The following is a 24,302-nucleotide window of genomic DNA, read 5'->3' as shown; positions in this document are numbered from 1 at the left end:
CACGATCGTAGTTTCAATAACTTACCTCGTGAATTCATTAAAGGTATTTGGGAAACTCCGATAAGTACTTCATGGAACACTTTTGGACGTCTTTGAAGTCATTGTTTCAGGCTATAAGATACAGCATCCTGCCACTTCTGTTGGTGGGGTGCTCTATCGAAATGTCTTTGGAAGAACTTTCCAGCAGCGTGGGAACCTCCCTGGCGTGGGATCAAAATGCCCTACAAAAGTCTGGGGACCTTCAGGCTAAATGGGAAGCTCCTACCAACGAAAAAATCGTCCAACAAGAACTCCTCTATTATAAAGGTGCGAACTGCGAAGACCCTATTCTGCCAACTATTCAGCTGGGCGCAGATGCCGCTGATAACACCGCTTCATTTCCGAAAGACGAAGGCGAACAATACACGTTTCGCGTTTTCTCGATGGACGTAACAGGTAAGGTCAAATCTTCTGACTGTTCTGCTCCAGTGACTTATCAAGATTCTTTTGCGGTTGCGACTTCCGCAGTTGGTGGAAAAATCAATGAAGCGAATGTCGCGACGGCTCCTTTTTATGGTCGTTGTGCTCAAGGCGCATCGGTTCAGGTTTCTGCACCATCGGCAGCAAACATCACGACATTCACTTGTTCTTCATCTGGAAACTGGTCACGCGCGATTGATTTAAGCGCTATGGCTGGAGTTTATGCCGGAGATATTACATTTACGGTGACACCTCAAGGTGGCGGCACTCCGAAATCTTATACAGTCACGGTTGATAAAGATTCTGTGCCTCCATCAATTGATATCCCCTCGATTGCTGCCATCAACGCTGCAAACCAAGGGGCTTATACAGTTTCGGGTACTTGTTCTGAAAACGGGGAAACCGTGAATATCGCGATCGGTACTATCAATACGACAGCGACTTGTGCAACTGGCTCATTCACTAAAACATTGGATGTCTCTAGCCTTACGGGAAACACAGTTTCCATTTCAGCAACCCATAAAGATACTTACGACAATACACGCTCTAAATTCGTGATCACAACTCGCTATGTGAGTGTGCCGACGATCACATCGGTAGCGTTGAATGCTGGCGCGGCGATTACGAATTCGCTTTCTGCAACTTTGAACATGAATGTAACCGGCGCGACACAAATGTACATCACCAACACAGCGGGATGTACCTCTGGCGGAGTCTGGGAAGCCTATTCTGCGTCAAAAGCTTGGACTTTGCCTTCGGCAAATACGACCAACACTGTTTATGTGAAATTTAAAGAAAGCCACGATAACGAAACGGCCTGCGTAAGTGATGATATCGTGCACGACAGTACGAACCCGACTCTTTCAATTACTTCTCCTGTGGCTAGTACTTACGTGAATGGTTCGAATGTTACGGCATTCACAATCAGCGGTTCTTGTTCTGAAAATGGTCGTTCAATCACCATCACCGGACCAAGCAGTTTCACTTCGACAACAACTTGTTCGGGTACAACTTTCAGTGCCATCCTTGATTTATCTACTTTAGCTCAAGGAAGCTTCCAATTGGGCGCATCGATGAACGATGCTGCCGGAAACACGGGCTCTGCGACTTCGCCTTCATATACTAAAGATACTGTTGTGCCGACGGGTTCAGTGGTAATTAATGGCGGCGCTTCGACGACCACCAGCTTGTCCACAACATTGACTCTGACTTCATCGGACAGCGGTGGCGAGATGTATGTTACAAATACTGCTGGTTGCGCGAGCGGCGGCGCTTGGGAAGCCTTTGCGACTTCTAAATCCTGGAGTTTAGCAACTGCAGATGCGACAAATACGGTTTATTCCAAGTTCAAAGATGCAGCTGGCAATGAATCCAGTTGCTATTCGGATACGATCGTTCACACGTCAACTATTCCAACTGTGACTATCGCCTCCCCAGCTCCGGGTTCTTATATTAATATTGCGAATTCAACTGCGTTCACGATCTCTGGTGCCTGTTCTGAAAACGGACAACCTGTAAACATCACGGTCACAGGCTTAACCGTGACTTCGCCAAATTGTTCCGCAGGTGCCTGGAGCAAAACAATTGACGTATCGACATTGGCCGATGCTTCGATTTCATTCACTGCGAATCACAGTAGCTCCGGCGGAATCGCTGCGACTGCGGCATCACAAAGCTACACTAAAGACACTGTGGCTCCGACCGTTTCGACATTCGTGATTAAAAATGACGACGCTTACACTGGAAATCTGTCGAACAACCTGACGATCGCTTCAACGGGTGCAGCGGATATGTACGTGACCAACAACGCCCTTTGTTTGACAGGTGGTACATGGGAAACTTATGCTACTTCGAAAGTTTGGACTCTGACGACTGCAGACGATGTAAATACGGTTTATTTCAAAACTCGCGACGTTGCTGGCAACGAATCAAACTGCGTATCGGATTCAATCACTCATGATGGCTCGGTACCGACCTTGACTTGGTCGACTCCGACAAACTTGTCGTATATTAACAATAACAACAAAACTTCCTTCACCATCACCGGTACCTGTAATTTAAATGGTCGCACCGTTGACGCTTACGTATATTGGGGAGCGACTCCACAAGCTCCGACAGGTACAGCTACTTGTACATCAAATACTTGGAGTATTACGATGGACATGTCTGGTCTTGCTGATCAGGCCGGCACTCCTTACTCAGTCTTCGCACGACTGACGGCTTTGAATGGGAATACAAGCTCACCTACTCGCAACTTCTATAAGGACACTGTGAATCCAGGAGCTGCGACGATTTCAGGTGCACCGACGGGAACCAATGCCACATCGACCTTAAATATCACCGTCGCAGGTACGGGAATCGTTCAATATAGATACTTCATCGTTCCTCCAGGTGGAACTGAAGTCTGTACGAACACCGCGGCCTATACAGGTTCTGACATCGCCGTTGCCACTAAAATTACAGATTCGCTCACCGCAACAGGAGATGGCGCCTATAAAGTCTGTGTCATCGGTCTTGAAGCATCTGGCAACTATTCAACGACGACAACTCAGGCAACTTGGACTCGTGATGCCACAGGCCCAATCCCACAACTTGTGACCTCAACAACCGCAGACGGTACTTACGGAGTTGGGACAGTAGTGAATGTGCGTGTGACGTTCAATGAAAACGTAACCGTGACTGGATCACCTTACATCACATTGGCCACGGGTTCTACGACTCGCAATGCGACCTATGCAAGTGGAAGTGGCACTGCAAATATTAATTTCAATTACACCGTGGTGACCGGCGACTCCGCATCAGATCTGGATTATACGGCGGCAGCGACGATCGTTCTTAACGGCGGAACAATGAGAGATTCTTTAACCAATGCTGCGACGCTGACCTTACCGGCGGCGGGTTCTGCCAATTCTCTTTCAGGCCAAAAAGATATCGTGATCAGTGCACCATTGCCAGTTGCAGTTTTGGCGGGTACGCCTGCGAATCCATCTTCAGGAAACTACCTTAATGTGACAGTCAGCGGAACTGGTGTAACTCAGTATAAAAAAGCCATCATCACTTCTGGAACTTGCGATACGGCGAGCTACGGAAGTGCCTCTGCGATCGCAACGGCAATAACTAATTACGTTGCTTCTTACAGCAACTCCTTCGTCACACTTTGTGTGCTGGGTGGTGATTCCAGCGGTACCTTCCAAAGCGCCACGGCTGCAACAAGTTACACTTGGTTCCAAGATGGACTGTTAGCCGTGAATATTACTTCCACGAATATGAACCGTGTCAACGAAGGCACTTTAAGCCAAAAATTTACAATTGGTATGGCCTCCACGAAACCTTACGATGTTGTGGTTAATTATATGGTTAGCGGAGACGCCGTTCAGGGCGTCAACCATGACTTAGTAAACGGATCGGTCACGATCCCAACTGGTTCTACGTCCGTCGATGTACCGTTGAATTTTATGAACAACGCAACCGCAGATGGCGAACGTGTGCTTAACGTCCATCTGACAAAAACGGATCGCGATCTTGCTTACCTGGGGACAGCCTACCAAGCACAGTTCTATATCGCAGATGACGAAAAGAATCTAACGACGAATCAAGTCGCATTGGGACGCACACACAGCTGTGCTTTGATGAGTGATAACTCCGTTCGTTGTTGGGGACACAATACCTATGGCGGCATTGGTGATGGCACGACCAAATTTAAAGATACCGCCGTCACTGTCTCAAGCGGCACTTCATTTAAAAGCGTTGCGGTAGGTCTTGATCACAGTTGTGCCGTCACGACAGGCGGAGACCTTTACTGCTGGGGTCGTAACACCAACAGCCAAATTGGTGACAATACTGTCACACAAAGAACTTCTCCTGTCTTAATTGATTCAGGCGTGGCGTATTCGATGGTCAGCGCTGGCGAATCTCACTCTTGCGGTATCACCAGCACTAATAAACTTCGTTGCTGGGGCCTTGGTGACATGGGACAGATCGGTCAAGGAACAACGGCAACTCAGGCAGTTCCTTTAGAAATCGACGGAACCACTGACTATCAATTTGTTGCAGCGGGCTCTAAAACAACATGCGCGATCACGACTGCAAACAAGCTTCGCTGTTGGGGCCGCAATACTTATAATAATTTAGGTGAAGGCACGACGACGAATTCATCAACTCCGATTTCCATCGATGCGACTGCTGACTATTCGGTTGTCTCCGTCGGCTCACACCACACTTGCGGTATCCTGACTTCAGGAGGCTTGCGCTGTTGGGGAGACAATACTTTTGGTCAAGTAGGTGATGGTTCAAATACGGCACGCACGACTCCGGTTGATGTCAACTCCGGTACAACTTATCTTTCCGTTGCGGTGAATGACGAAACAACTGGTACCTCCGGTCGCGGTGTTACCTGCGCTGTGACTTCGACAAATGTTCTTCAGTGTTGGGGTAATAACTCGGTTTATCAATTAGCGGACGGAACAGCGACAAATCGCAATGCTCCGGTGACAGCAGACAGCGGCACTAGTTATTCAAAAGCTTACACTGCGGGCGTGCGCGCATGTGGTGTCACAACAACGGGTGCTTTGAAGTGCTGGGGTAACTTAAATTACGACTCGACTCGCAATATGGTATTGTATGGTGCGGGATTAGGGCCTGTTTATGCGACTTATACAAGTTTCACCGAACAGCTTAAAGGTTGGACATTTAGTTCGTTAGGTTGGGGAAACTCTACCTCAGAGAACGGAAACCAAACTTGCGGAATTCAAGCCAACAAACTTTATTGCTGGGGCTCTCAAACAGTATTCGGTGATAAGACGACGACCGCTCAACGTCGTGCAGGTGCAGTGCTGCTGGATCCAACTACAAACTATAGTAAAGTTGCCAACCGCCACGACTCCAATGCGAACTGTGCCATCACGACAGCTGGCGATCTGAAATGCTGGGGGCAAAATCTTAACCACGTCTTTGGATCAGCAGTTGCCAACGGTGCATATCTCTATGTGCCCACAAGTATCGATCCTGGAGTGCAGTATTCCGAAGTAAGTTTGAACGGCAATTCCATTTGCGGAGTAACCACTACAGGCGGATTACGCTGCGTGGGATACAATGGCTGGGGAAATTTGGGTGACGGGACGACAACTGAGATTGCAAGTTTCACGGACATCGATACTGGAACGACTTATAAGTACGTCGAAAAATCCGCTTATACAACTTGTGGTATCACCTCTACAGATAATATTAAATGCTGGGGGCATAACTTAAGTGGCTCCATCGGCAATGGGACAACGACAAGCTCTTCAACTCCCGTGCTAGTGGATTCAGGAACCACATACAAAAAGATCACCCTCAATGGTACGACTTGCGGTATTACATCGGCTGACGTCTTAAAATGTTGGGGGAATAACTTTAGTCGCCTTGTAGGTAACAATAGCGGAACTGACGTATTATCTCCATTGGTCATCGACGGCGGAGCGACTTATAAAGATATCAGTCTCGGGACCGGCAATGCTTGTGGTGTTAAAATGGATGGCACGCTCCGATGCTGGGGTGATCCTGCGGTATGGGGTACAACTTCACCAACGGAAACAAATGGCTCAACGATTTTTGGAACTCCATTTACAGCTGACACCGGAGTTACATATTCAAGTGTCCAAGTGGGAGCAAATTTGATTTGCGGTACCACAACCGGTGGCGTCTTGAAATGCTCTGGTAAATCAGTGGGTAAAAGCTTAGCGGTGGTCGATGCGGGGCCGAGTGCGGCCGCAGTTACAACAGCTTCACCGACGAATGCTCCTGTCTATCTCCAAAAAATGTTAAACTACTAAAACAAAAAAGGCGTCCTACAGACGCCTTTTTTGCTATTTCTCTTCCTTCGAAGAAATCAATTCACTGATTACTCTTTTAGCTTGCTCAATATTTTGTTTCACCGTCGCTTTTTCCTTGAGGCCACCCAACATTTCCTCCGGCGCAAAGGACAGCGTTTGGAAGACCTCAAAAGTTTTCGTGATCTCATCCCCGTGATCCCGGCGAAGACTTGGAGGGATTTGCGTCATCAAGTCTTCGATTTTTTGCGAAGCTCCTGACTCCCCTGCCACTTGACCCATCACCATGTAAAAGATGTTCGTCATTTCCGCGCCCACGGTGCGATAGTCATCTTTAGCAAAAGCTTGATCGACGACTTTATAACGTTTCGCCACTTGCTCTTTCAAAGTTCTACGTCTGCGGCCCCAGCCGAATTCACGTTGGCTCTTAACCAATAACGCTGTGATAATGCCCGCGTAAATCACAATCCATAACCACGGACGAGCCATCACTGATGCTTGCGCCGATGGTTGCCACGCCATGATCACGTCAGGAAGTTTATTTTCCACAACCTTGGCGGCGGCTGGTTGTTGAGCCCCAGAAATTCTTTGCGATGAACCCACCGGAGCATTTGGGTTATTTACGATTTTCAAAGTGATCGGTTCTGTTTTTTTGGTGTAGTACTTGCCTGATTTAGGATCAAACATGCTGACACTTAATCCCGGGAATACCATGTCGCCTTCTTGACGCGGGATTAAAAGCATCTCAAATTCTTTGTAACTGCGACCGTTTTTAAAGAACTTGGAATCAGATTTTGTGTCGTACTGTTCAAGTCCTGTCGGCAAAGTCATGGCTGGCAAATCGATTAGCTTCGCATTCCCTGCTCCTTCAAAACGAACTTTAAGGCTTAAGGGTTGATTCACCGGGAAACTTTGACCTTCAATCGTCGCATGCACGTCAAACTGACCAACAGCTCCCGAGAAATCAGAAGGGCGTCCTTCCACCGGCAAAGGTTTTACTTTGATGGGAATGCTGGCTGAGCTTTTTGTGTATTCATAGGGCTTACTCATCATCCCCAATTGACTCAAAGTACGAACACGGGATTTGATTTTATAAGAATCAATTGTTGCTGTCCCCGCTTTGATTGGGAACAAAGCGTGAGAAGCAAGCAAAGCCTTTTTCCAAGGAATACCGCCGACATTTTGTTCATAGAACTGAATGGATGGAACTTCCTCGATGATCTCTTTCCAAAAACCACGAAGATCTGGAAACTTCAAGCGATCCAAAGTTTCCATCTGACCACGAGTATAAATGTACCAATTCACCGTGACTTGTTCACCCTCGTACACTTCCGTTTTATCAACTTCGACACCAATGAAAAAGGCGTCGTTAGGATTTGTCGGAAGGCTGCGGAAAGCAGGATTATCAATCGCGCTGGATGCGCCCATGCCGAACTGTTCGTCAGGCATTCCTGCACCTTGTTGTTGTCTGATCTGCTGCTGCAGGCGCTGACGCTGTTGCAAAAGCTGATTAAACATTTCTTCTTCGGCGCGGTCCATCGCTTCAAACGGATCTTCATTCATACCGGGGAATTGCGGGGCTTGAGGACGTTGAGGCATTTGACGTGGGTTCGCAGCACCACCACCTGTACCGACTTTAATAACGATCGGTTGAGTTCTAAATACTTTTCCACCCACCACAACTTCAAATGAAGAAATACTTAAAGTCCCCTGACGCTTTGGAGCCAGGCTATAGCTGTATTCTTTGCGGCGCTGGGTTTCAAACTGCATGCCGCCCGGACCGGGAACAAGTTTTTGCGCAACAGCTGTTGAACTCCAGGTATTTAATAGTTCAAAACCATCAAGCTCTGGAACGCGGGGTTCCTGCATATCCACGTCTTCACTGGAAACTGCGGAAACCGTGACCGTAAAAGTATCACCCAAACGCATTTCATTGCGATCAACAGTAGCATTAACCGTCGTCCCTGCAGCCATAGCCATGACTGCATTTAAAATAAAAGTCAGAAAGATTAGAAATCTACCAATCTTTGTCACGAGGCTGCTCCTTCGTTTCTTTACGATTATAGTCAGCACGGATTTTTCCTTCCTGCTGCTTAATCTCTCCCAGGATTTTCTTTACATCGCCTTCGGAAAGTTCTTTTCCGGCAAAGGGACGAGGCTTGTACTTGGCAGAGTTTTGATACTGCTGCTTTTCTTTTTGGTCCTTGCCGTCTTTTCCGTCCTGGTCTTTTTGGTCTTTGTTTTGATCTTTATCGCCCTTTTGATCCTGCTGCTGCTGCTGTTGTTGGTCTTTACCCTGCTGCTGATCTTTTTTATCTTTGTTATCACCCTGGCCACCGCCACCTTGCTGCGTCTGGATTAATAACTCGATATTGGTTTTCACTTCTTTGCTGGAAGGGACGATTTCCAACGCTTTTTGATAAAGCTCTAAGGCTTCATCAACTTTTTTTGCTTTTCCTAAAAGTTGTGCTTCATTAAAACGGGCGACAAAAAGCATATTCGCATCTTTACTCGCTTCAGCCAAGCGGCCCGCTTCAGCATAGGATTGCTGAGCTTTTTCCGCCTGTTGCAAACCTTCAAAGGAAAGACCCAAATTGCTATGCACGCGAGACAGATAAGGATTGAATCTTAAAGCCTCGATGTATTTTTCATTCGCACCTTGATAGTTCTGTTTTTCCAAAAGGGCATTCCCCTCGCGGTTCACTTTCAAGGTTCTAAGATCCAGTTGATCTCCACACCCAGTCATAGACAGTAAAATAGAACAAAGAATCAGCTTTCTCATTCGGCAGGCACCTCAAAGCGACCCTTCCAGAAACGGAAGCCTTTACGTCTTTCACCGATATAGAGCTCAAACATCGCAAGCAAAATTCCAATTATCAGCAGAATTTGAAAGCGCTCCTCGTACTGAGTGGCCATCGTCGTATCGAACTGCGTTTTCTCTAAATTGTTGATGTCTTCAACCAAGTGCTTAACTTGATCGCCACCAACTGTTGCTGTATAGAAGCTGCCTTTACCGGCTTCAGCCAAGGCACGTAAAGCATCACCCTTAACGGTCGTGATCACCGTTTGGCCGCTGCGATCTTTTTTATAGCCTTTTAAAAAGCCCATGCCATCTCGCACAGGAATCGCGCCACCTTTTTCAGTTCCATAAGCGACTGTGAAAATACGTGTCCCATCTTCAGCTAATTTTTTTGCAGCTTCCAAAGCCCCCGGCTCGTGGTCCTCACCGTCAGAGGCGATAATGATCACGCGTGTGACTTTGACTGTATCATCCGTTGAAACACCGCCACGCTCGAAGGCATCTTTGGCGTTAGAGAGAGCTTCCTGGAAACTTGTCCCTTGGCTGGAAACTGAATTCGTATCCAAGGCATCGATGTACATTTTCACGGCACCTGGGTCATTTGTCAGAGGCGACAAAAGCGCCGCAGAACCCGCGAAAGCCATCACACCGATTTTATTTCCCGGCATCAGATCAACCAAACGGCTGAGTTCCGTTTTCGCCTGAGTCAGACGGTTGGGTTTTACGTCCTCAGACATCATACTTTCAGAAACGTCGACAGCAAAGATGATTTCAACACCTTCACTTTTCACTTCCTGTTTGCTTTGTCCAAACTGTGGGCGAGCCAATGCCAGAACAAAGAAGAAAACCGCAAGCACCTGAAACACAGTCTTAATGGTACGTTTCTTTTGCGAAACGGAGCTGGACAGGAATGGGTACAGGCGGGAACCAATGGCCTTTTCCATCGCCTTTTTTGCCCTGCGATCAAAGAAATAACCAATGATGATGATCGCTGGAATCAACCACAGATAATTAAAAGCTGCCATGTTTTCAAATCTAAACATTACGGCACCCTCCTTAACCATGTACGACCCAAGAGCAAGCCCACCAAATACAGAATGATACCGGCCACAAGATAGGGCGGATATTTCTCGGTGTAGTTCGTGAACTTATTCACATCGATTTTCGTTTTTTCCAATGAGTCGATGTCTTTAAAGACACCTTTCAAAGAGTCTTCCTTGGAAGCACGGTAGTATTTACCGCCCGTCTGACTTGCCATACGACCCAAAAGGTCTTCATTCACGGTGGAGTCAAAGGGCTGATAGGTTTTAATTTTTTGACCAAAGATATCACGGGTATAAATTGGAATACGAGTCGGACCGTCTTTACCGATACCGATTGAATAGATTTTGATCCCATAACCCTTCGCGATCTCAAGACCCGTTTCCGGATCGATCGTGCCCGAGTTATTCTCCCCGTCGGTCATAAAGATCACGACGCGGCTTTTTGCTTGGGAATCTTTTAAGCGACCAGCGGCATTGGCCAAAGCCACACCCAAAGCCGTTCCGTCTTTGATACGGGCACTGGCTGCCGTCGTGATTTCATCTACGCGGGAAAGAATCAATTGGTAATCCAAAGTCGGCGGCACCAACGTGAACGATTCCCCGGCAAAGATCACAAGACCAATTCTGTCAGAGCTACGCCCACTAATAAATTGCTTGATTGTTTCTTTGGCAGCTTCCAAACGATTCAGAGGCTTCATATCTTCGATCAGCATGGAGTCTGAAATATCCAGAGCGATCACGATATCGATGCCTTCCACATTTTTTTTGATTTTCGTATTCATTTCCTGGGGTCTTGCCAATGCAAAGATCGCAAAGGCTATTCCCAGGGCTTTCAAAATCAAAGGAATATTTAACAGTCGCGTACGAATGCTTGGGGTCACGGATTTTAGAACTTGAACCGATCCAAACTGCAAAGTGGGAGTTTTAGTTTTCTTTCTCCATAAAACCCAAACGACGACAGCAATCAGGGGTAGTAAAAGCCAGAAAGCCAAGGGAGAGTGTATTGTCATGACAATCTCTCCATTTCCTCAACCAGCAAACGCGTGCGCTTAGAAAGATTCAAAACATCCGAGCCACTTAATTTGCTGCGATCTTCAACCGCATGCAAAAACTCTTTCACCAGTTTTTCAAGCTCGCTGCCTGTTTCTTGGTAAACTTTCGGATGATACTTTTTAAGATCTTTTAAAATTAAACGCGGCCCCCACTCCAACGCCGGGATTCTGTAGCGGCGAGTGATATACAGCTTTAACATGTGCCGTGTTTCATCAAGTGCCAACGGAATATCTTCGGATTTTGGAGTGCCACCAAAAAAGACCGTGTTTTCACGCTGCATGCGACGGAATTTTTGATGAAACTCTGCCAAAGGTGAAAGAGCTGAATCATGTTCTTTTAAACGCTCGATAATTTTACGACGCTGCAAAGAACGGAAAATCTTTGTCACGACAAATAACGCGATAATCCCGATAAAAGCAGCAAGAATTCCCCAATACATCATTGGCACTTGAATGCTCATCGGGCCAATAGGACCAAAGGGTTCTTGTTTTGGAGCTTGTTCACCGGGTTGACTTGGTGGCTTTGGTGGAGGCAACACACTGACTAGCTGATATTGCACCGGTCCCAAATCTAAAGTCGTTGTTCCATCTGTGATTTGCAGATTATCAAACTTTACGCCACCCGCAGTGTACGAAGTGATTTTAATATCAGCTTCTGTCGGCGATCGGAATTCAAAACCACGTAAAGCAATGGTATATTTTTGTTCCGGCTGCAGAACCAATTGAAGTTTATCTCGCTGCAAAGTTTTAGGAAACTCCCCCTCGCAGACAAGCAAGAATTCACGGCCAACCGTCAGCTCCCCGTCTTTGAGTCCATCGACTTTTGGAATTTCAACTTTACACTGAATCGCAGCCATTATTTTCTCTTCTTAAAAAACGCAACCAAAGGATCAATAAAATCTTCGCTGGATTTTACATCCACGCGATCCACTTGGGCCTTACGCAATAACTTATCCCGAGTTTCTTTTCGGGCCTGAACAGCTTGCTCGTATTCTTTTCTAAAACTTGCAGACGATGTATCGACGGTTAATACTTCTCCCGTTTCGGCATCCTGAACTTCAATCACGCCCATGCTTGGCAAAGAGTATTCGGCAGCATCATTCACAACACACGCCACCACATCGTGCTTTCTTCCCAGCAAGCGCAAACTTTGATCAAAGCCCTCGTCCTGGAAGTCGCTAAATACGAAAATAGTTGCCCGCTTTTTCAAAGCCCCTTGAAGGAAGCTAAAGCCATTGGAAAGTTTGGTGTTGTGACTTTTGGGCTTGTAGTAATAAAGGTCACGCAGCAAACGTTGAACGTGGCCACGGCCTTTTTTCGGCGGAACGAAATGCTCCACCTGATCACTGAAAAGCAATAAACCAATTTGGTCATTATTCTTAACAGCCGAAAACGCAAGCAAGGCTGCCATATGAGTCATCACTTCGCCCTTGAAATAAGGACCCGTTCCGAAATCACTGGAACCACTGACATCGACCGCAATGATCAAAGTCAGCTCACGTTCTTCTTCGAAAGTTTTGATAAAGGTTTTTCCTGTGCGCGCAGTCAGCGGCCAGGAGATCGAACGAACATCGTCACCAGGAACATACTCACGGAAGTCCGCGAAAGTCATACCCTGACCTTTAAAAGCCGTATGGTACTCGCCTGCAAAGAGGTTGTTCACAAGTTTTCTTGTGTTCAACTCCAGCAGTTTAACTTTCTTTAAGACCTCTGGAGGCAATCCCACTATGGAACCTCTACCTGGCTTAGGATTTCTTTGATCACGTCATCAGACTTGATGTTTTCTGCCTCAGCTTCGTAAGTCAGAATCAAGCGATGTCTCATCACGTGGTAAGCAATGGCTTTTACGTCCTCTGCTGTCACGTAACCGCGACCACGAAGGAACGCATGGGCTTTCGCTGCACGGAACAAGCAAATCGTCGCACGCGGTGAACCACCGACGTTGATAAGATTTGCGATACGGCTAAGACCGTATTCCGCTGGCTTTCTGGAAGCCATCACAATTTCCACGATATAGTTTTTGATTTTGTTATCTACGTAAATTTGGTCAGCACGTTCAGAAGCACGCAACAGGTCTTCTTTAGAAATCACCGGATTCACCACGGGTTTTTCATTCGTACCCATACGGTTTAGGATCTCAAGCTCTTCGCCTTTATGTGGGTAAACCACGTTGATCTTAAACATGAAACGGTCCATTTGGGCTTCTGGAAGTGGATAAGTACCTTCCTGCTCCAATGGATTTTGGGTTGCCAGAACCAAGAATGGATTTGCGAGTTTGTACGATTCATCACCGATCGTGACTTGCTTTTCCGCCATCGCCTCAAGCAACGCCGATTGCACTTTTGCCGGAGCACGATTGATCTCGTCGGCCAAAACGATATTCGTAAAGATAGGACCTTTACGAGGGGCAAACTCTCCTGATTTGGGATTAAAGATCATGGTACCGATCAAATCCGTCGGTAACAGATCCGGAGTAAATTGAATGCGTTGGAAATCCAATGAAATGGATTTACAAACTGTGGAAATTGTCAGTGTCTTTGCAAGACCGGGAACACCTTCAAGCAAGATGTGACCGCCCGTCAAAAGACCCATCATGATCCCTTCGACCATTTCCTTTTGACCGACTACAACTTTGTTGATCTCTGTCATCATCTTGTCGATGAATTGACTTTCTTGTTTGATCGCGGCGTTTAACGCCATGATATCAACTTCGCTCACCCATTCCTCCTCGGGAAATATCCTTACTATTTCACTCTGTTAGCTTTCCTGCGGCAAGCCCTAACCGAGGCGCTCCAGACCTAAATTTCTCGGGGCGTCGGGCACAGGAAAACTTGCAATTGTTATGTCACAGTCCTAGCCTTTAGTTTGGACGGGCATGGCGTTACACCACTTGTACGCGTTGAAAAAAACCCGGTTCAATGGGACAAAATCAATATGACGAATACGAACACGAAAGTTTGGGTTTTCATTCTATCCACATCCTTAGCGCTGCTTATTTTGGGCTACCAGTTCGGCGAACGTTTGGGATTAATTATTGGATTTTTATTAGCCCTGCTTTTAAATTTCATCGTGTTCTTTTATGGCGAAAACCGCGTACTGTTCAAACTTCGCGCCCAACGCGTGAAAGGCCAAGATGCCTGGGGCGTTCTGGATATGGTGGAGCGCATGTCCCACCAACTGGGCATGCCGGCACCAGCAGTATTTATGACTCCGCACTCTTCCGTGAATGCATTTTGCGTGGGGCATTCCTGGAAAAATGGTTCTTTGGGTTTCACACTGGGTCTTTTGCAAAAGTTAAGCGCCAAAGAACTTGAAGCGGTCGTTGCCCATCAACTTTGTCACATTCGTCGCTTGGATACTTTTGCCTTCAGCGTCAGCTCGACGCTTGCGAACTCAGTTGTAGGCTTGGGACAATTTTTAGATTCATTCCTACCCTATCGTTTGCAATTCTTTATGCCGCTGTTGTCGCCGATTGGTTGGTTGATTATCAAAGCGGTTGTGGGTGAAAAGTCTTTTTTTGAAAATGACCTCATGGCGTCTGAATTATTAAATAATCGCCATCCTTTGGGCGAAGTTTTGTGGAGACTTGAGGGCCTTGCGCAAACTCAACCTTTAGAGATCCCGGCTTGCACCAGCCATTTGTTTATTGTGAATCCCGAGGGTTTTAAGCAAAAGAATTTGTTTTTAAAATCCCATCCGTCGATTGAAACCCGCCTGCAAAAGCTAATGGGTTACTATCCGATCTAACCTTGACATTAAATTATGTGAACTCATGTTCACTTAAGGGTGTTTTATGCAAGAAAAAATGGAAGCTTCATTATCAGTTCTTATTATGTCCCTAGCCTCTTCTGCCGTAATGGCAATGGGTTTGGCCCCGGATCCACAAACAGGCCAGACTTCTAAAGATAAAAATATGGCTCGATTTAACATCGATCTTTTGGTGGTGCTGCAGCAAAAAACCAAAGGCAACCTAAGTTCTGACGAGGCGCAATTTTTAGATAACCTAATTAACGATCTGCAAATGAAGTTTGTTTCAGTTTAAAAAATAAATGCCTAACGCTCAGAATTGACCAGCGACTTAGACTGGCTGACGTTGGGCATTTCAGTTAGAGTGATAGTTGTTCCGAAACTGTTAGGAGAAAAGTGTTATGAAGAAGTTTTTATTCCTTCTAGTCGCGACCTCCCTGGTGGCAGGTCCCCAATCTCAGGCTCAATCCTCAAGCCTTCCCAAAGATCCCCCGAAAATGAATCTGACGGCTCCACTTCCTGCAAATCTTTTTGTGGAATTGGCGAAAGCAATCAATCCTGCGGTCGTGAATATTTCAACGACGGCGATTCCCAAGAACATGCCACGCGGCGGACGTGATCCAATGCTGGATATGTTAGAGCAGCTGTATGGCCTGCGCATGCAGCAACCTCAGCAACAGCAAAAACCCCAGATGATGGGCCTGGGAACGGGTTTTATCATTCGTGAAGACGGTTTGATTGTTACGAACAATCACGTGATCGCAGGGGCTGACCAAATCAAAGTTCAATTAAGTGAAGATTCCAAAGACCTTTACGAAGCAACATTGATCGGGAGCGACGAGCGCACGGACATCGCACTTATCAAAATCAAACCAAAAACAAAACTAACTGTGGCGGTTTTGGGTTCTTCGAAAGACCTTGAAGTCGGTGAATGGGTTGCAGCCTTCGGTAATCCATTTGGCCATGGCCACTCGATGTCTAAAGGGATTGTATCCTCGAAAGGTCGCGGCATTGCCGAGATCAACAAGATCCCTTTGATTCAAACAGATGCTTCCATCAATCCGGGTAACTCGGGTGGTCCTTTGGTGAATACCAAAGGCATGGTGGTTGGTGTGAACTCGGCAATCGATGCACGCGCTCAAGGTATCGGTTTTGCAATTCCAATCGACGAAGTGAAAGCTTTGATCCCGCAACTTGAATCCAAAGGTCGCATCGCGCGCGGCTGGATTGGTGCAGCCTTGGGAGATCTTGATCCGGAAGCCGCCGAGTACCTGGGAATGGGCGAGCAAAGTGGTGCTGTGATCACTCAGCTTGATCCTCGCGGTCCCGCAACTCGTGCCGGTCTTAGAATTTACGATATCGTGACCGAGTTTAATGGTCGCACGATCGATAGTTCATTAAGCCTGGTGGATGCTGTCAGCGACTCTTCGATTGGCAAACCGACTCAGGCGAAAATTATTCGCGACAGAAAGCCGATGACTGTCAGTGTGGTCGTTGCCGAGCGTCCTGAAGACAACGTAAAATTCAGAAAAACAGATGTAAAAAAATACGACGGTCAAAAAGCTCCATTCAACGTGGGCTTTACAATCATCGACCCTACCCCTGCCATCCGCAGTGAATGGGGCTTACCTGATGACATGAAACAACCCATTGTCATTGAGACCACTCGCAACTCGGCGGCAAGCAAAGCGGGCCTGGCCGTGGGAGACGTGATCTTGGACGTGAACAAGCAAGCGGTTTCAAATTCCAAAGACGTTTTGAAGAATTTGAAAAAAGGCAGCAACACTTTACGTATTGCTCGCAATTCCAGAATTCAAATCATCAACATCGATACGCCTTAATCCAGAGTCCTTCGTGATATCCTGACGAATCTGTCAGGATATCAGCTGTTGAATAAAAATCCCCGGCGAGGAGCCGGGATTTTTTTTGCACTTCTCAAAATGCAAGCGCTGCCGAAGCAAACACCCAGGCGACGATTAAAGATAAACTCAGCCAACCCGTGTATTTGATAATACGTTTCTTAAAGGACCGACTTCCCATCACAATCACGATAGCCATTTTTGCGATATAAGAAGCCAAAATTCCCAAGGCGAATAAATTCCCCGCTGTCGCGGCATTAACAGTGCCATTTTGTAAAAGCTGTGTATTACCAATAATGGAACCGTGAAGCTCAAACAAGCAGGTCAAGAATGTTAAATAGTACTGCCCCACTTCTCCCAAATAGGTCTGCAGCACTTTTGAAAAAACAAGAAACAACATGATTATAAGACCCAGAGAAAGTACAGATTTCACACTTAAAGTCGGAATGGAATCAGGTTTAAATTGAATCTTTTGAATAGAACGAGCTCGCCACACGACCAGCCACAGGCTCACTACAATTGGCCCAAGAAAGACGCCTTGCAATCTCCAATTGAGCTGATCCGAGCCAATCATAGATAAAACAGCGGCTAGTACAACCGTTCCCAAAAGAGCACTTAAGTAAGTCAGACTCAGCAGCCGCGCTTCATCCTCCGAACAGTCCTGGCTTTGATTAGAAAGGGAAACTGCCAAGGCGGTGCTGGAAATTAATCCACCTAAAAAACCCAACAACAGGCCGGCATGGTGCCCGCGTAAAAAACTCATCAGTAAAGAACTAAAAACTTGAAGCGCCGTCAGTGCTAATAAAATTCGGATAAGACTGTAGGGATTAAATAGACCCCAAGGATCCACCGTGCGGTGAGGTACCACAAAAGATGCTGCCAAGAGCACCGCAATCACTATCATATAGGGCAACCACTTTTTCATTTCGCCTGAACTCAACTTAGTACTATTTTTTATTTTAATAAATCCAACGGATCTATATCCAACTGGCGCGCGAGTGCCGTGATTGTACTCATGCGCACATCTTCGACTTTTCCATTTTCAATTTCAAATACTGTGGAGGTCGCCATCTGAGCCATCGAGGCCAGACCTTGCATAGTGAACCCTAGCCTAGTCCGCTCCCTGTGCAGATTTTTCGACAAATTCCTCACCAGCTTGCCCAACTCTTTGTCTTTAATCCCTTTAACAACACGTCCCATATATTGGTTATATACTTTTATCCAGCTTGATCCATAAGTTTGAATCAGTACGGATATATCCTTAACGAAATATAATAATCAACCGATACCTCCCCTGACTTGGATTTCAAAACCGGAGAAAAAAATGCAACAGTTGAGCCTGAAGACGAAATTATTATTACTCACGACCGCTTTGATTGGAGTCAGTATCGCAGTGGGAGTCACCAGTTATATATCTCTCGCGCGAGTGAGTACTGAGTACAATTGGATAGCCACACGTACCATGCCTAAAATGGAACAATTGGATCAGATGTTTCTGAACTACCGTAAAATTAGAATCAACCTCACTGTTTTGGGTCTTGATGGCTTGCCAAAGGAACAAGCAGAGCAAAGTGTAAATGCCGTGGTCTCGGGAATTCAGGACTATGAAAAGTCAAATAAGGCCTACACTGACTTGGAATTTATTGTGGGACAAAAAGATCACTACGAAAAGCTGCAGTCGTCATGGCTCGAGTTTAAAGATCTAAGCGAAGAGCTTTTAAAGCTTTATAAAACGGGAACTCCAGCAGATCATGCCAAGATGATGACGTTGCTGTTTGAGGAGGCCCCTAAAAAAGCCGAGATCTATACCGTTGCCGTGAACACCCTTGCCGACTTCCACAGAGTGGCCTCGGACAAAAAGGTTCAATCAGCAATTTCAATCCGTGATTCTTCGAACACTCTGATTATGGTGATCGTTATCGGGGGAACATTATTTGGTTCGATTTTTGGCTTTCTTTTCTCGAGTGCACTGGCCACGACTTTGAATCGCATCAGCGACGATATCTATGGGGCGGCAGCGCAGACGGCTTCAGGAGGCACTCAACTTGCTTCTGCCAGTGTGCAATTGTCAACGGGCGCAACGGAGGCTGCGGCTTCACTGGAAGAAACAGTCGCCTCTATTGAAGAGCTTTCCAGTATGGTGAAGCTCAACACCTCCCATGCCCAGGAAGCGAATCAATTGTCGCAGTCATCCCGAGACTCAGCGGAAAAAGGCGCTCATGAAATTGAACAGCTGATCACGGCGATGAATGCGATCGCGGAAGGTTCAAAAAAGATCGAAGAAATTATTCATGTGATCGACGATATCGCCTTTCAAACAAACTTGTTGGCACTGAACGCCGCAGTCGAGGCTGCCCGGGCCGGAGAACAGGGCAAAGGCTTTGCCGTCGTGGCAGAAGCGGTGCGCGCACTGGCACAGAAAAGCGCCGAGTCCGCAAAAGGTATCAACTCTCTTATTAAAGACAACGTGGAAAAAAGCGAAAGAGGTGCCGTTATCGCTGGCAACAGTGGCGCCGTCCTTAAGCAAATTCTGACGTCCGTTAAAAAGGTTGCCGACTTAAATGGCGAGATCTCTGCCGGCAGCCACGAGCAGTCCACTGGTTTAGAGCAAATAACCAAGGCGATGAATCAATTGGACCAAGCGACTCAAGGAAATGCGGCTTCATCTGAAGAAGTGGCCGCTTCCTCCGAGGAAATGTCAGCGCAAGCGAACACTTTAAGTTCACTAGTCGGAGAACTAAGAGTATTAGTCCACGGGGCGAATAAGGCTGCGACTAAAAAAGAGCCCCACGCATCCCCGCAACTTCGCGAAGTCGCCTAGGGAAATAAGTTTATCTGGGTTAAGCAAAAAAAATCCCCTGCTCATCACAGGGGATTTTTCTTTTAAAATCGATTGGATCGTAAAACTAAAAAGGAGCGCAAACGTAAGAAGCAGCAGACCCGTCAAAGTATTTCCAAGTCATGTTGCCACCGTTTTGGAAGACTCCCAGATCCATGTTGAACTTGATGCCCATGCGACCACCCTTTACGGCGCCATCTTCAAACAAGCGAACATCGTCGAATTGAACTGTACCCGCTGATTCACGACCGGTTTGCGTTGCGATCACTTCGCGGGGGTCGTTTCCGATATAGAATTTAAGAAGCAATTGGCTGATGCCTTGGGCGTTTGTGTAGATAGAAACGTTGTTTGGCAAAGAACCGTCGTTTGTTGTCGTTTGCATGCAGCTAGCTGCGAATATCCACTCCTCAGATCCAGCGGCGTGTGACACAGAAGTCAGGGCAGAAACCAAAACGAACATAAAACCCAAAAGTGTTTTCATAGAATCCTCTTCAAACAAATATTTAATTAAATAAGGACGGAGTGTTTCCCATGGCTCCCGACCCATGTCACGTTACTGCAAGTCATCTGAATTTCTTGCCGGTTGCCCAAACTGTCCGCTGATTTGACCTCACCACAAACTCCCCCAATTCCCTGCATCCAGACGAAGATGCCCTTGGTTCAAAATCTTGTAAGTGGTGAAGCGTTTCAGATTGATACAAAATTGGTTAAGAGCTCAGAATTTTGAACTTTCCTCGACCTAGGTCTTTAGATTTTTTCAGCGACGTCCGAAATAGAGATCGGACCATAGTATGGCTCCATTGGTAGCAACAAGATCAGCACCTAGAAAGGGACTCTATGAAAGTCACCGAAGTGAAAGTATTCCCGGTCAATGAGGATCGCCTCAAGGCCTACGTCTCCATCACCCTTGATGGCTGTTTCGTAGTCCGCGATCTGAAAGTCATTCAAGGCACCAGCGGCTTGTTCGTCGCGATGCCCTCTAAAAAAAGAAAAGACGGCCAATTCCGCGATATCGCCCACCCTCTGAACCAAGAGACGCGTGCGATGATCGAGGATATGGTTTTTGAAGCTTACGAAAACGAATTAAAGTCCATGGGAGAAACCTTGGTTAACCTGAAACGCCAGAAGGCGCCAGGCTCGGACTACGGTAGCGACGACTACTAACGCGACTACCAGAGGTTGAAGATTCCTGCTCACACGCCAAGTTTTAAGCCATTTGTGGAGGCTTGAAACCGGAGGCGGCTTCAAAACCCAAGGACAGTTTTGCCCGCTCTTGCAGCAAACCCTGTATGAGCGGGCTTTTTATTTGGGTTTCCTTCGAGATCGCCCTGCGTCATATCTTGCTTTCGGAACGTAATATCCGTAGTTTAGCGGTTCAGCCATTCAGCTTGTTGGGGTATCGTCAAGTTGGTAAGACAACAGATTTTGATTCTGTCATTCGCAGGTTCGAGTCCTGCTACCCCATCCATTTTTCCTTAAAAAATCAAAAAAAATCTAAGCCAGCTAAATCTCCGCAAGGCATTTGTGCGTCTGCGGGGCAGCAGGACTCGAAGAAGAGAGAGCGTCTTTGCGGCGAATGCTCCGGGGGAGCGTTCGTCGAAAAGCGGCACGCCACGATAGCGTGACGAGCGAACGGCCCCGGCTTCGGGACGATCGCGCCGGATGCGCGATCGTGGGAGGAGCCGAGCCTTGCAACGGTCGAGTATTTATTAAAAAAATAGTAAACAAAATAGTTTTATAATAAATTATACCTATGAATCCAATGACGACCAATACTCGCACCCTTGTACAACAAGCTCGAATGAATGAGTTGTCGGGCAAACATGCTCACTCAAAACTTCTAAAAAAACCACTTTTCATTACAAAATTCAGTGAGATTCTCTGTATTGCAATTCCGATCGTATACTTTCTTCCATCCGAAATCGTAACATCATATTTAGGTGGACAACGTGTTGGAGCAGTCTTAGCTGTTCTTCTTCTGATCGTTTCAATTGTCAGACACATATTCCGTTGGGATGACAATCTAGTTGGCCATCGCACATATATGGCAAAGAACCATCGTTCCGCCTCACGCGCTTTAGAAATTTTAACTGATCAAAATGCAACCGAAGAAGAGGCATTGGAATACCTCCGTGGACAATCAGATTCAACCATTGAAGAAATGAGCCTATTTGAAGGAATTCCGGAAAAGGTTCAACAATACGCTTATCGAATGGCCTTAAAAGAATTCTCGCCAGCCCAAATTAGCTACGCAATCTGTGCAAACTGTAAAAAATCGGTTTGGAGTTTTAAGAAAGGTAGCTGCCAACTCTGTGGCGGCAATGGTTAATAACGATGCAAAATGACTTGCAAAAAATTTTTGAAAACTTACCACCACATGAAAAAGAAAAGTTTCTTACGACCCTACTTTTGAACTCTCAATCACGAACTACCATAATAAACCTCCTGCAGAAGCTTCCTTCATTCGGTATGCAGCACAGAGGACTATTCGCTGGTCCTGCACCGATAACCGGAAAAGTATGTCCCACATGTGGCAAATAAGGACTAGTCATGTATCTCTATAATCTGATTAAAATATTTAAAGGCCTTAACTCCGAACAGAAAAGAACATTAATTCAAATTTTGGAATTGGTGAAACGAGCAGAAGAAAACGAAGTTTCCGAAGCTGAACTGCAACCATTACTAAAAGGCCTCTTCGCTGGTCCCGCACCGATCATGCCAACAGAGGCTTCCTGCCAATTTTGCGGACGCCCCTTTTAGCCGAAATTAAAGCGCTACCTTTTTTCCTCAGGATTCAGCGTTAAGTCCAAAATCTTCCAATTATACGGATCACACCGCAACGTCTCCATTAGTTTACCATCTGAGATATTTGATTTATTAATTGCAATGCAGAGCAAATGCTTTGGACGACTCATGGCTACATACAACTCCTTCATAAATTTTAATTTTTTTGCCTGCGCTGGGACCGGCCTTGCCGAATTAACCAACCACGGCAACAAAGAAGACACATCAAATTGTCCATTTTTAGTCTCGAGAATAAGTGTCGCATCATGCGTTTCGCCCTTAACTGAGTGTATAGTTCCAATAGTAACCTCGACGTCGTTTTCGCAATACAAATTCGCTCGTTGAGTAGGTGACTCACCAGTCCGTGAATGACGGAATAAAAGAAAGTTAGGCTTAGAGGTAATTTTAAGTATTCTCATGAGGGAGCTTGCGAAGCTATCCCATTCATCTTTGCTAATATTATTGGCAACTTTACGGCACGCTTCGAACATTAACTTTCTATATGTCTCAAGGTCATTATTAGCATTTAAAAAGTCTTCTAACGTTTTTAGCGTGAAATTCTTATCGTTCGCATCTTTAATTTTTGAAATTCTCAACAACTTCAAAATGGCATCAGCGACGTCAGATGAGGAACCAAAAAATACAAATTGCCTAATGGCATCGATCAAATAATCATGAGTAGCACTATTCTGCGAAATTGAATCGTAGGTCGGAAAGTAATTTCGAATAGTGAACGCACTGTTTTCACTGCCATTCCCACCAACCGCCTTAAGAATCAAATTTTCCGTCACTTTGAAATTATTTAATATAATTTCAACAAATGAAGGTAGTACCTTCAATATAGAGTGATCGTCGTACAGAATAATAGTATGCCCGAAATCTGAATTCCCCTTTTGAAGCTCACTGGCGATTAGAATTTTTGACGGCGAAAATGCTGATCTCAATGGAACTTTATTTTTACTCAATCCAGAAATTTTGTCCGCTATCGATTTTGAAAATCGATTACTATCAACCACCGCGCACGCTCCATACATCTGGTCAATTGTCTTTGAGTTGTACGATACATTTGGCCGATCTACCCCACTAATACCATATATCTCCTGGTCGGGATCCCCAAATCTTTGAAGCACAGAAGGGGTCTCGTCGTTTACAAATATTTTGCTTATCAATTCATCCTGATGAAGTAAAGTGTCTTGCATTTCATCTACAAGAACATACGGAAATCGTCTTCTCAAAAATTTGGAAACTTGCGCACTCTCTGTTATCAACTTCTCAGCGTAAATAAACATGTCCCTATAAAAAAAAAGTCCTTGGTTATTCAGTTCAGATCGAGCATTCCAGAGCTCTTTATAGCTAGGTGTTTCGGGACCGGCATTGATTCTGAAGTCAAATCCGATTCTTCCCTCAGTATATGTAAGCCCAAATTTTTTAAAATTTATAAATCTACTCTCAACAAAAATCTTTGTTCCTCTTGATAACTTTGAGTTCATAAACTCAATACAGGCGTCATCATCGACGTATCTGACGTCAATTCCACTCGAGCGAATTTCAGGAAGTCCAATAAACCTGTTTACAAACTCCTGAATAGTTCCGATGAAATGTGGATACCCCAACAATTTACGAGCATTTATTGAGGCGGATTTTTCTATCCTCGCAATGATTTCGTCTTTAGCGACATTCGTATGAGATAAAACACATACACCTGAATGCTTAAAATGCCACCTTTCGGCAAGCAAAATAAGCTTGGCAGCGATTAGAGTCGTTTTACCACTTCCAGGACAAGCTTGAATATCAAGTGACTCAAGAGACCGCAAAATATCTCGCCGGGTGACATCGAACTGCAAATTTTCTGTAGATTCCAGATTGTTGATATCTTTGTCCGTAATTTCAATCATGTCTGTGAGATTCATAT

Annotated in this window: 18 protein-coding genes and 1 tRNA gene; 8 read left to right on the top strand and 11 right to left on the bottom strand. The window is 45.9% G+C overall.

Annotated elements, in window-relative coordinates; translation table 11 throughout:
• Positions 1-71: 71 nt before the first annotated feature.
• On the top strand, positions 72-6,269 hold the full coding sequence (locus tag HW988_RS05350) for a hypothetical protein (protein ID WP_181606539.1): 6,198 nt from the start codon (positions 72-74) through the stop codon (positions 6,267-6,269).
• Positions 6,270-6,302: 33 nt separating this feature from the next.
• Here the strand turns inward: HW988_RS05350 and HW988_RS05345 are convergent, their stop codons facing one another.
• The 7 genes from HW988_RS05345 to HW988_RS05315 are packed head-to-tail and all read right to left on the bottom strand — an operon-like array spanning position 6,303 to position 13,879.
• Positions 6,303-8,300 (bottom strand): BatD family protein, encoded by a 1,998-nt coding sequence (locus HW988_RS05345; RefSeq protein WP_181606538.1) that lies wholly within the window; start codon positions 8,298-8,300, stop codon positions 6,303-6,305.
• Positions 8,284-9,048, bottom strand: coding sequence for a tetratricopeptide repeat protein (locus tag HW988_RS05340; RefSeq protein ID WP_181606537.1), 765 nt, complete (start codon positions 9,046-9,048; stop codon positions 8,284-8,286). The genes HW988_RS05345 and HW988_RS05340 overlap by 17 nt, the downstream gene beginning before the upstream one ends.
• Positions 9,045-10,109, bottom strand: coding sequence for a VWA domain-containing protein (locus tag HW988_RS05335; RefSeq protein WP_181606536.1), 1,065 nt, complete (start codon positions 10,107-10,109; stop codon positions 9,045-9,047). Before HW988_RS05335 ends, HW988_RS05340 begins: the two co-directional genes overlap by 4 nt.
• Positions 10,109-11,119, bottom strand: a complete 1,011-nt coding sequence (locus tag HW988_RS05330; protein ID WP_181606535.1) for a VWA domain-containing protein — start codon at positions 11,117-11,119, stop codon at positions 10,109-10,111. The genes HW988_RS05335 and HW988_RS05330 overlap by 1 nt, the downstream gene beginning before the upstream one ends.
• Positions 11,116-12,018, bottom strand: a complete 903-nt coding sequence (locus HW988_RS05325) for a hypothetical protein (protein ID WP_181606534.1) — start codon at positions 12,016-12,018, stop codon at positions 11,116-11,118. The genes HW988_RS05330 and HW988_RS05325 overlap by 4 nt, the downstream gene beginning before the upstream one ends.
• A complete protein-coding gene (locus HW988_RS05320; protein WP_181606533.1) occupies positions 12,018-12,887 on the bottom strand; it encodes a DUF58 domain-containing protein in 870 nt (289 codons plus the stop codon). Before HW988_RS05320 ends, HW988_RS05325 begins: the two co-directional genes overlap by 1 nt.
• Entirely contained in the window at positions 12,887-13,879 is a 993-nt protein-coding gene (locus tag HW988_RS05315; RefSeq protein WP_142699447.1) for a MoxR family ATPase, read from the bottom strand. The genes HW988_RS05320 and HW988_RS05315 overlap by 1 nt, the downstream gene beginning before the upstream one ends.
• A 216-nt stretch (positions 13,880-14,095) precedes the next feature.
• Between HW988_RS05315 and HW988_RS05310 the strand changes: the two genes are divergently transcribed.
• The 3 genes from HW988_RS05310 (at position 14,096) to HW988_RS05300 (ending at position 16,749) form a co-directional block, all read left to right on the top strand.
• Positions 14,096-14,908, top strand: coding sequence for a M48 family metalloprotease (locus tag HW988_RS05310; protein ID WP_142699446.1), 813 nt, complete (start codon positions 14,096-14,098; stop codon positions 14,906-14,908).
• A 46-nt stretch (positions 14,909-14,954) separates the two neighbouring features.
• Positions 14,955-15,203 (top strand): DUF1844 domain-containing protein, encoded by a 249-nt coding sequence (locus HW988_RS05305; protein WP_181606532.1) that lies wholly within the window; start codon positions 14,955-14,957, stop codon positions 15,201-15,203.
• A gap of 106 nt (positions 15,204-15,309) precedes the next feature.
• Positions 15,310-16,749 (top strand): trypsin-like peptidase domain-containing protein, encoded by a 1,440-nt coding sequence (locus HW988_RS05300; RefSeq protein ID WP_181606531.1) that lies wholly within the window; start codon positions 15,310-15,312, stop codon positions 16,747-16,749.
• A 94-nt stretch (positions 16,750-16,843) separates the two neighbouring features.
• Here HW988_RS05300 and HW988_RS05295 read toward each other — a convergent pair whose 3' ends face one another.
• Together HW988_RS05295 and HW988_RS19120 are read right to left on the bottom strand one after the other, a co-directional pair.
• Positions 16,844-17,692, bottom strand: coding sequence for a DUF4010 domain-containing protein (locus tag HW988_RS05295; RefSeq protein WP_181606530.1), 849 nt, complete (start codon positions 17,690-17,692; stop codon positions 16,844-16,846).
• A gap of 29 nt (positions 17,693-17,721) precedes the next feature.
• A complete protein-coding gene (locus HW988_RS19120; protein ID WP_181606529.1) occupies positions 17,722-17,967 on the bottom strand; it encodes a helix-turn-helix domain-containing protein in 246 nt (81 codons plus the stop codon).
• A 124-nt stretch (positions 17,968-18,091) separates the two neighbouring features.
• Between HW988_RS19120 and HW988_RS05285 the strand changes: the two genes are divergently transcribed.
• A complete protein-coding gene (locus tag HW988_RS05285; protein WP_255490207.1) occupies positions 18,092-19,588 on the top strand; it encodes a methyl-accepting chemotaxis protein in 1,497 nt (498 codons plus the stop codon).
• An 85-nt stretch (positions 19,589-19,673) separates the two neighbouring features.
• Here the strand turns inward: HW988_RS05285 and HW988_RS05280 are convergent, their stop codons facing one another.
• Positions 19,674-20,087, bottom strand: coding sequence for a hypothetical protein (locus tag HW988_RS05280; protein WP_181606528.1), 414 nt, complete (start codon positions 20,085-20,087; stop codon positions 19,674-19,676).
• 356 nt (positions 20,088-20,443) lie between these two features.
• Between HW988_RS05280 and spoVG the strand changes: the two genes are divergently transcribed.
• From spoVG to HW988_RS05265, 3 genes are all read left to right on the top strand, one after another.
• Entirely contained in the window at positions 20,444-20,770 is a 327-nt protein-coding gene (gene spoVG / locus HW988_RS05275) for a septation regulator SpoVG (protein ID WP_142699440.1), read from the top strand.
• Between the two features lie 228 nt (positions 20,771-20,998).
• Positions 20,999-21,074 (top strand) — tRNA-Gln (locus HW988_RS05270).
• 285 nt (positions 21,075-21,359) lie between these two features.
• Entirely contained in the window at positions 21,360-21,935 is a 576-nt protein-coding gene (locus HW988_RS05265; protein ID WP_181606527.1) for a mobilome CxxCx(11)CxxC protein, read from the top strand.
• Positions 21,936-22,380: 445 nt separating this feature from the next.
• Here HW988_RS05265 and HW988_RS05260 read toward each other — a convergent pair whose 3' ends face one another.
• Positions 22,381-24,300 carry a UvrD-helicase domain-containing protein gene (locus tag HW988_RS05260; RefSeq protein WP_220128806.1) on the bottom strand — a complete coding sequence of 640 codons (1,920 nt, stop codon included), beginning with the start codon at positions 24,298-24,300 and terminating at the stop codon, positions 22,381-22,383.
• Positions 24,301-24,302 lie beyond the last annotated feature (2 nt).

This window comes from Bdellovibrio sp. KM01, assembly GCF_013752535.1.
Lineage (GTDB): Bacteria > Bdellovibrionota > Bdellovibrionia > Bdellovibrionales > Bdellovibrionaceae > Bdellovibrio.
Note: the sequence above shows the minus strand (reverse complement) of the source record. Positions and strands in the feature narration are given on the sequence as shown.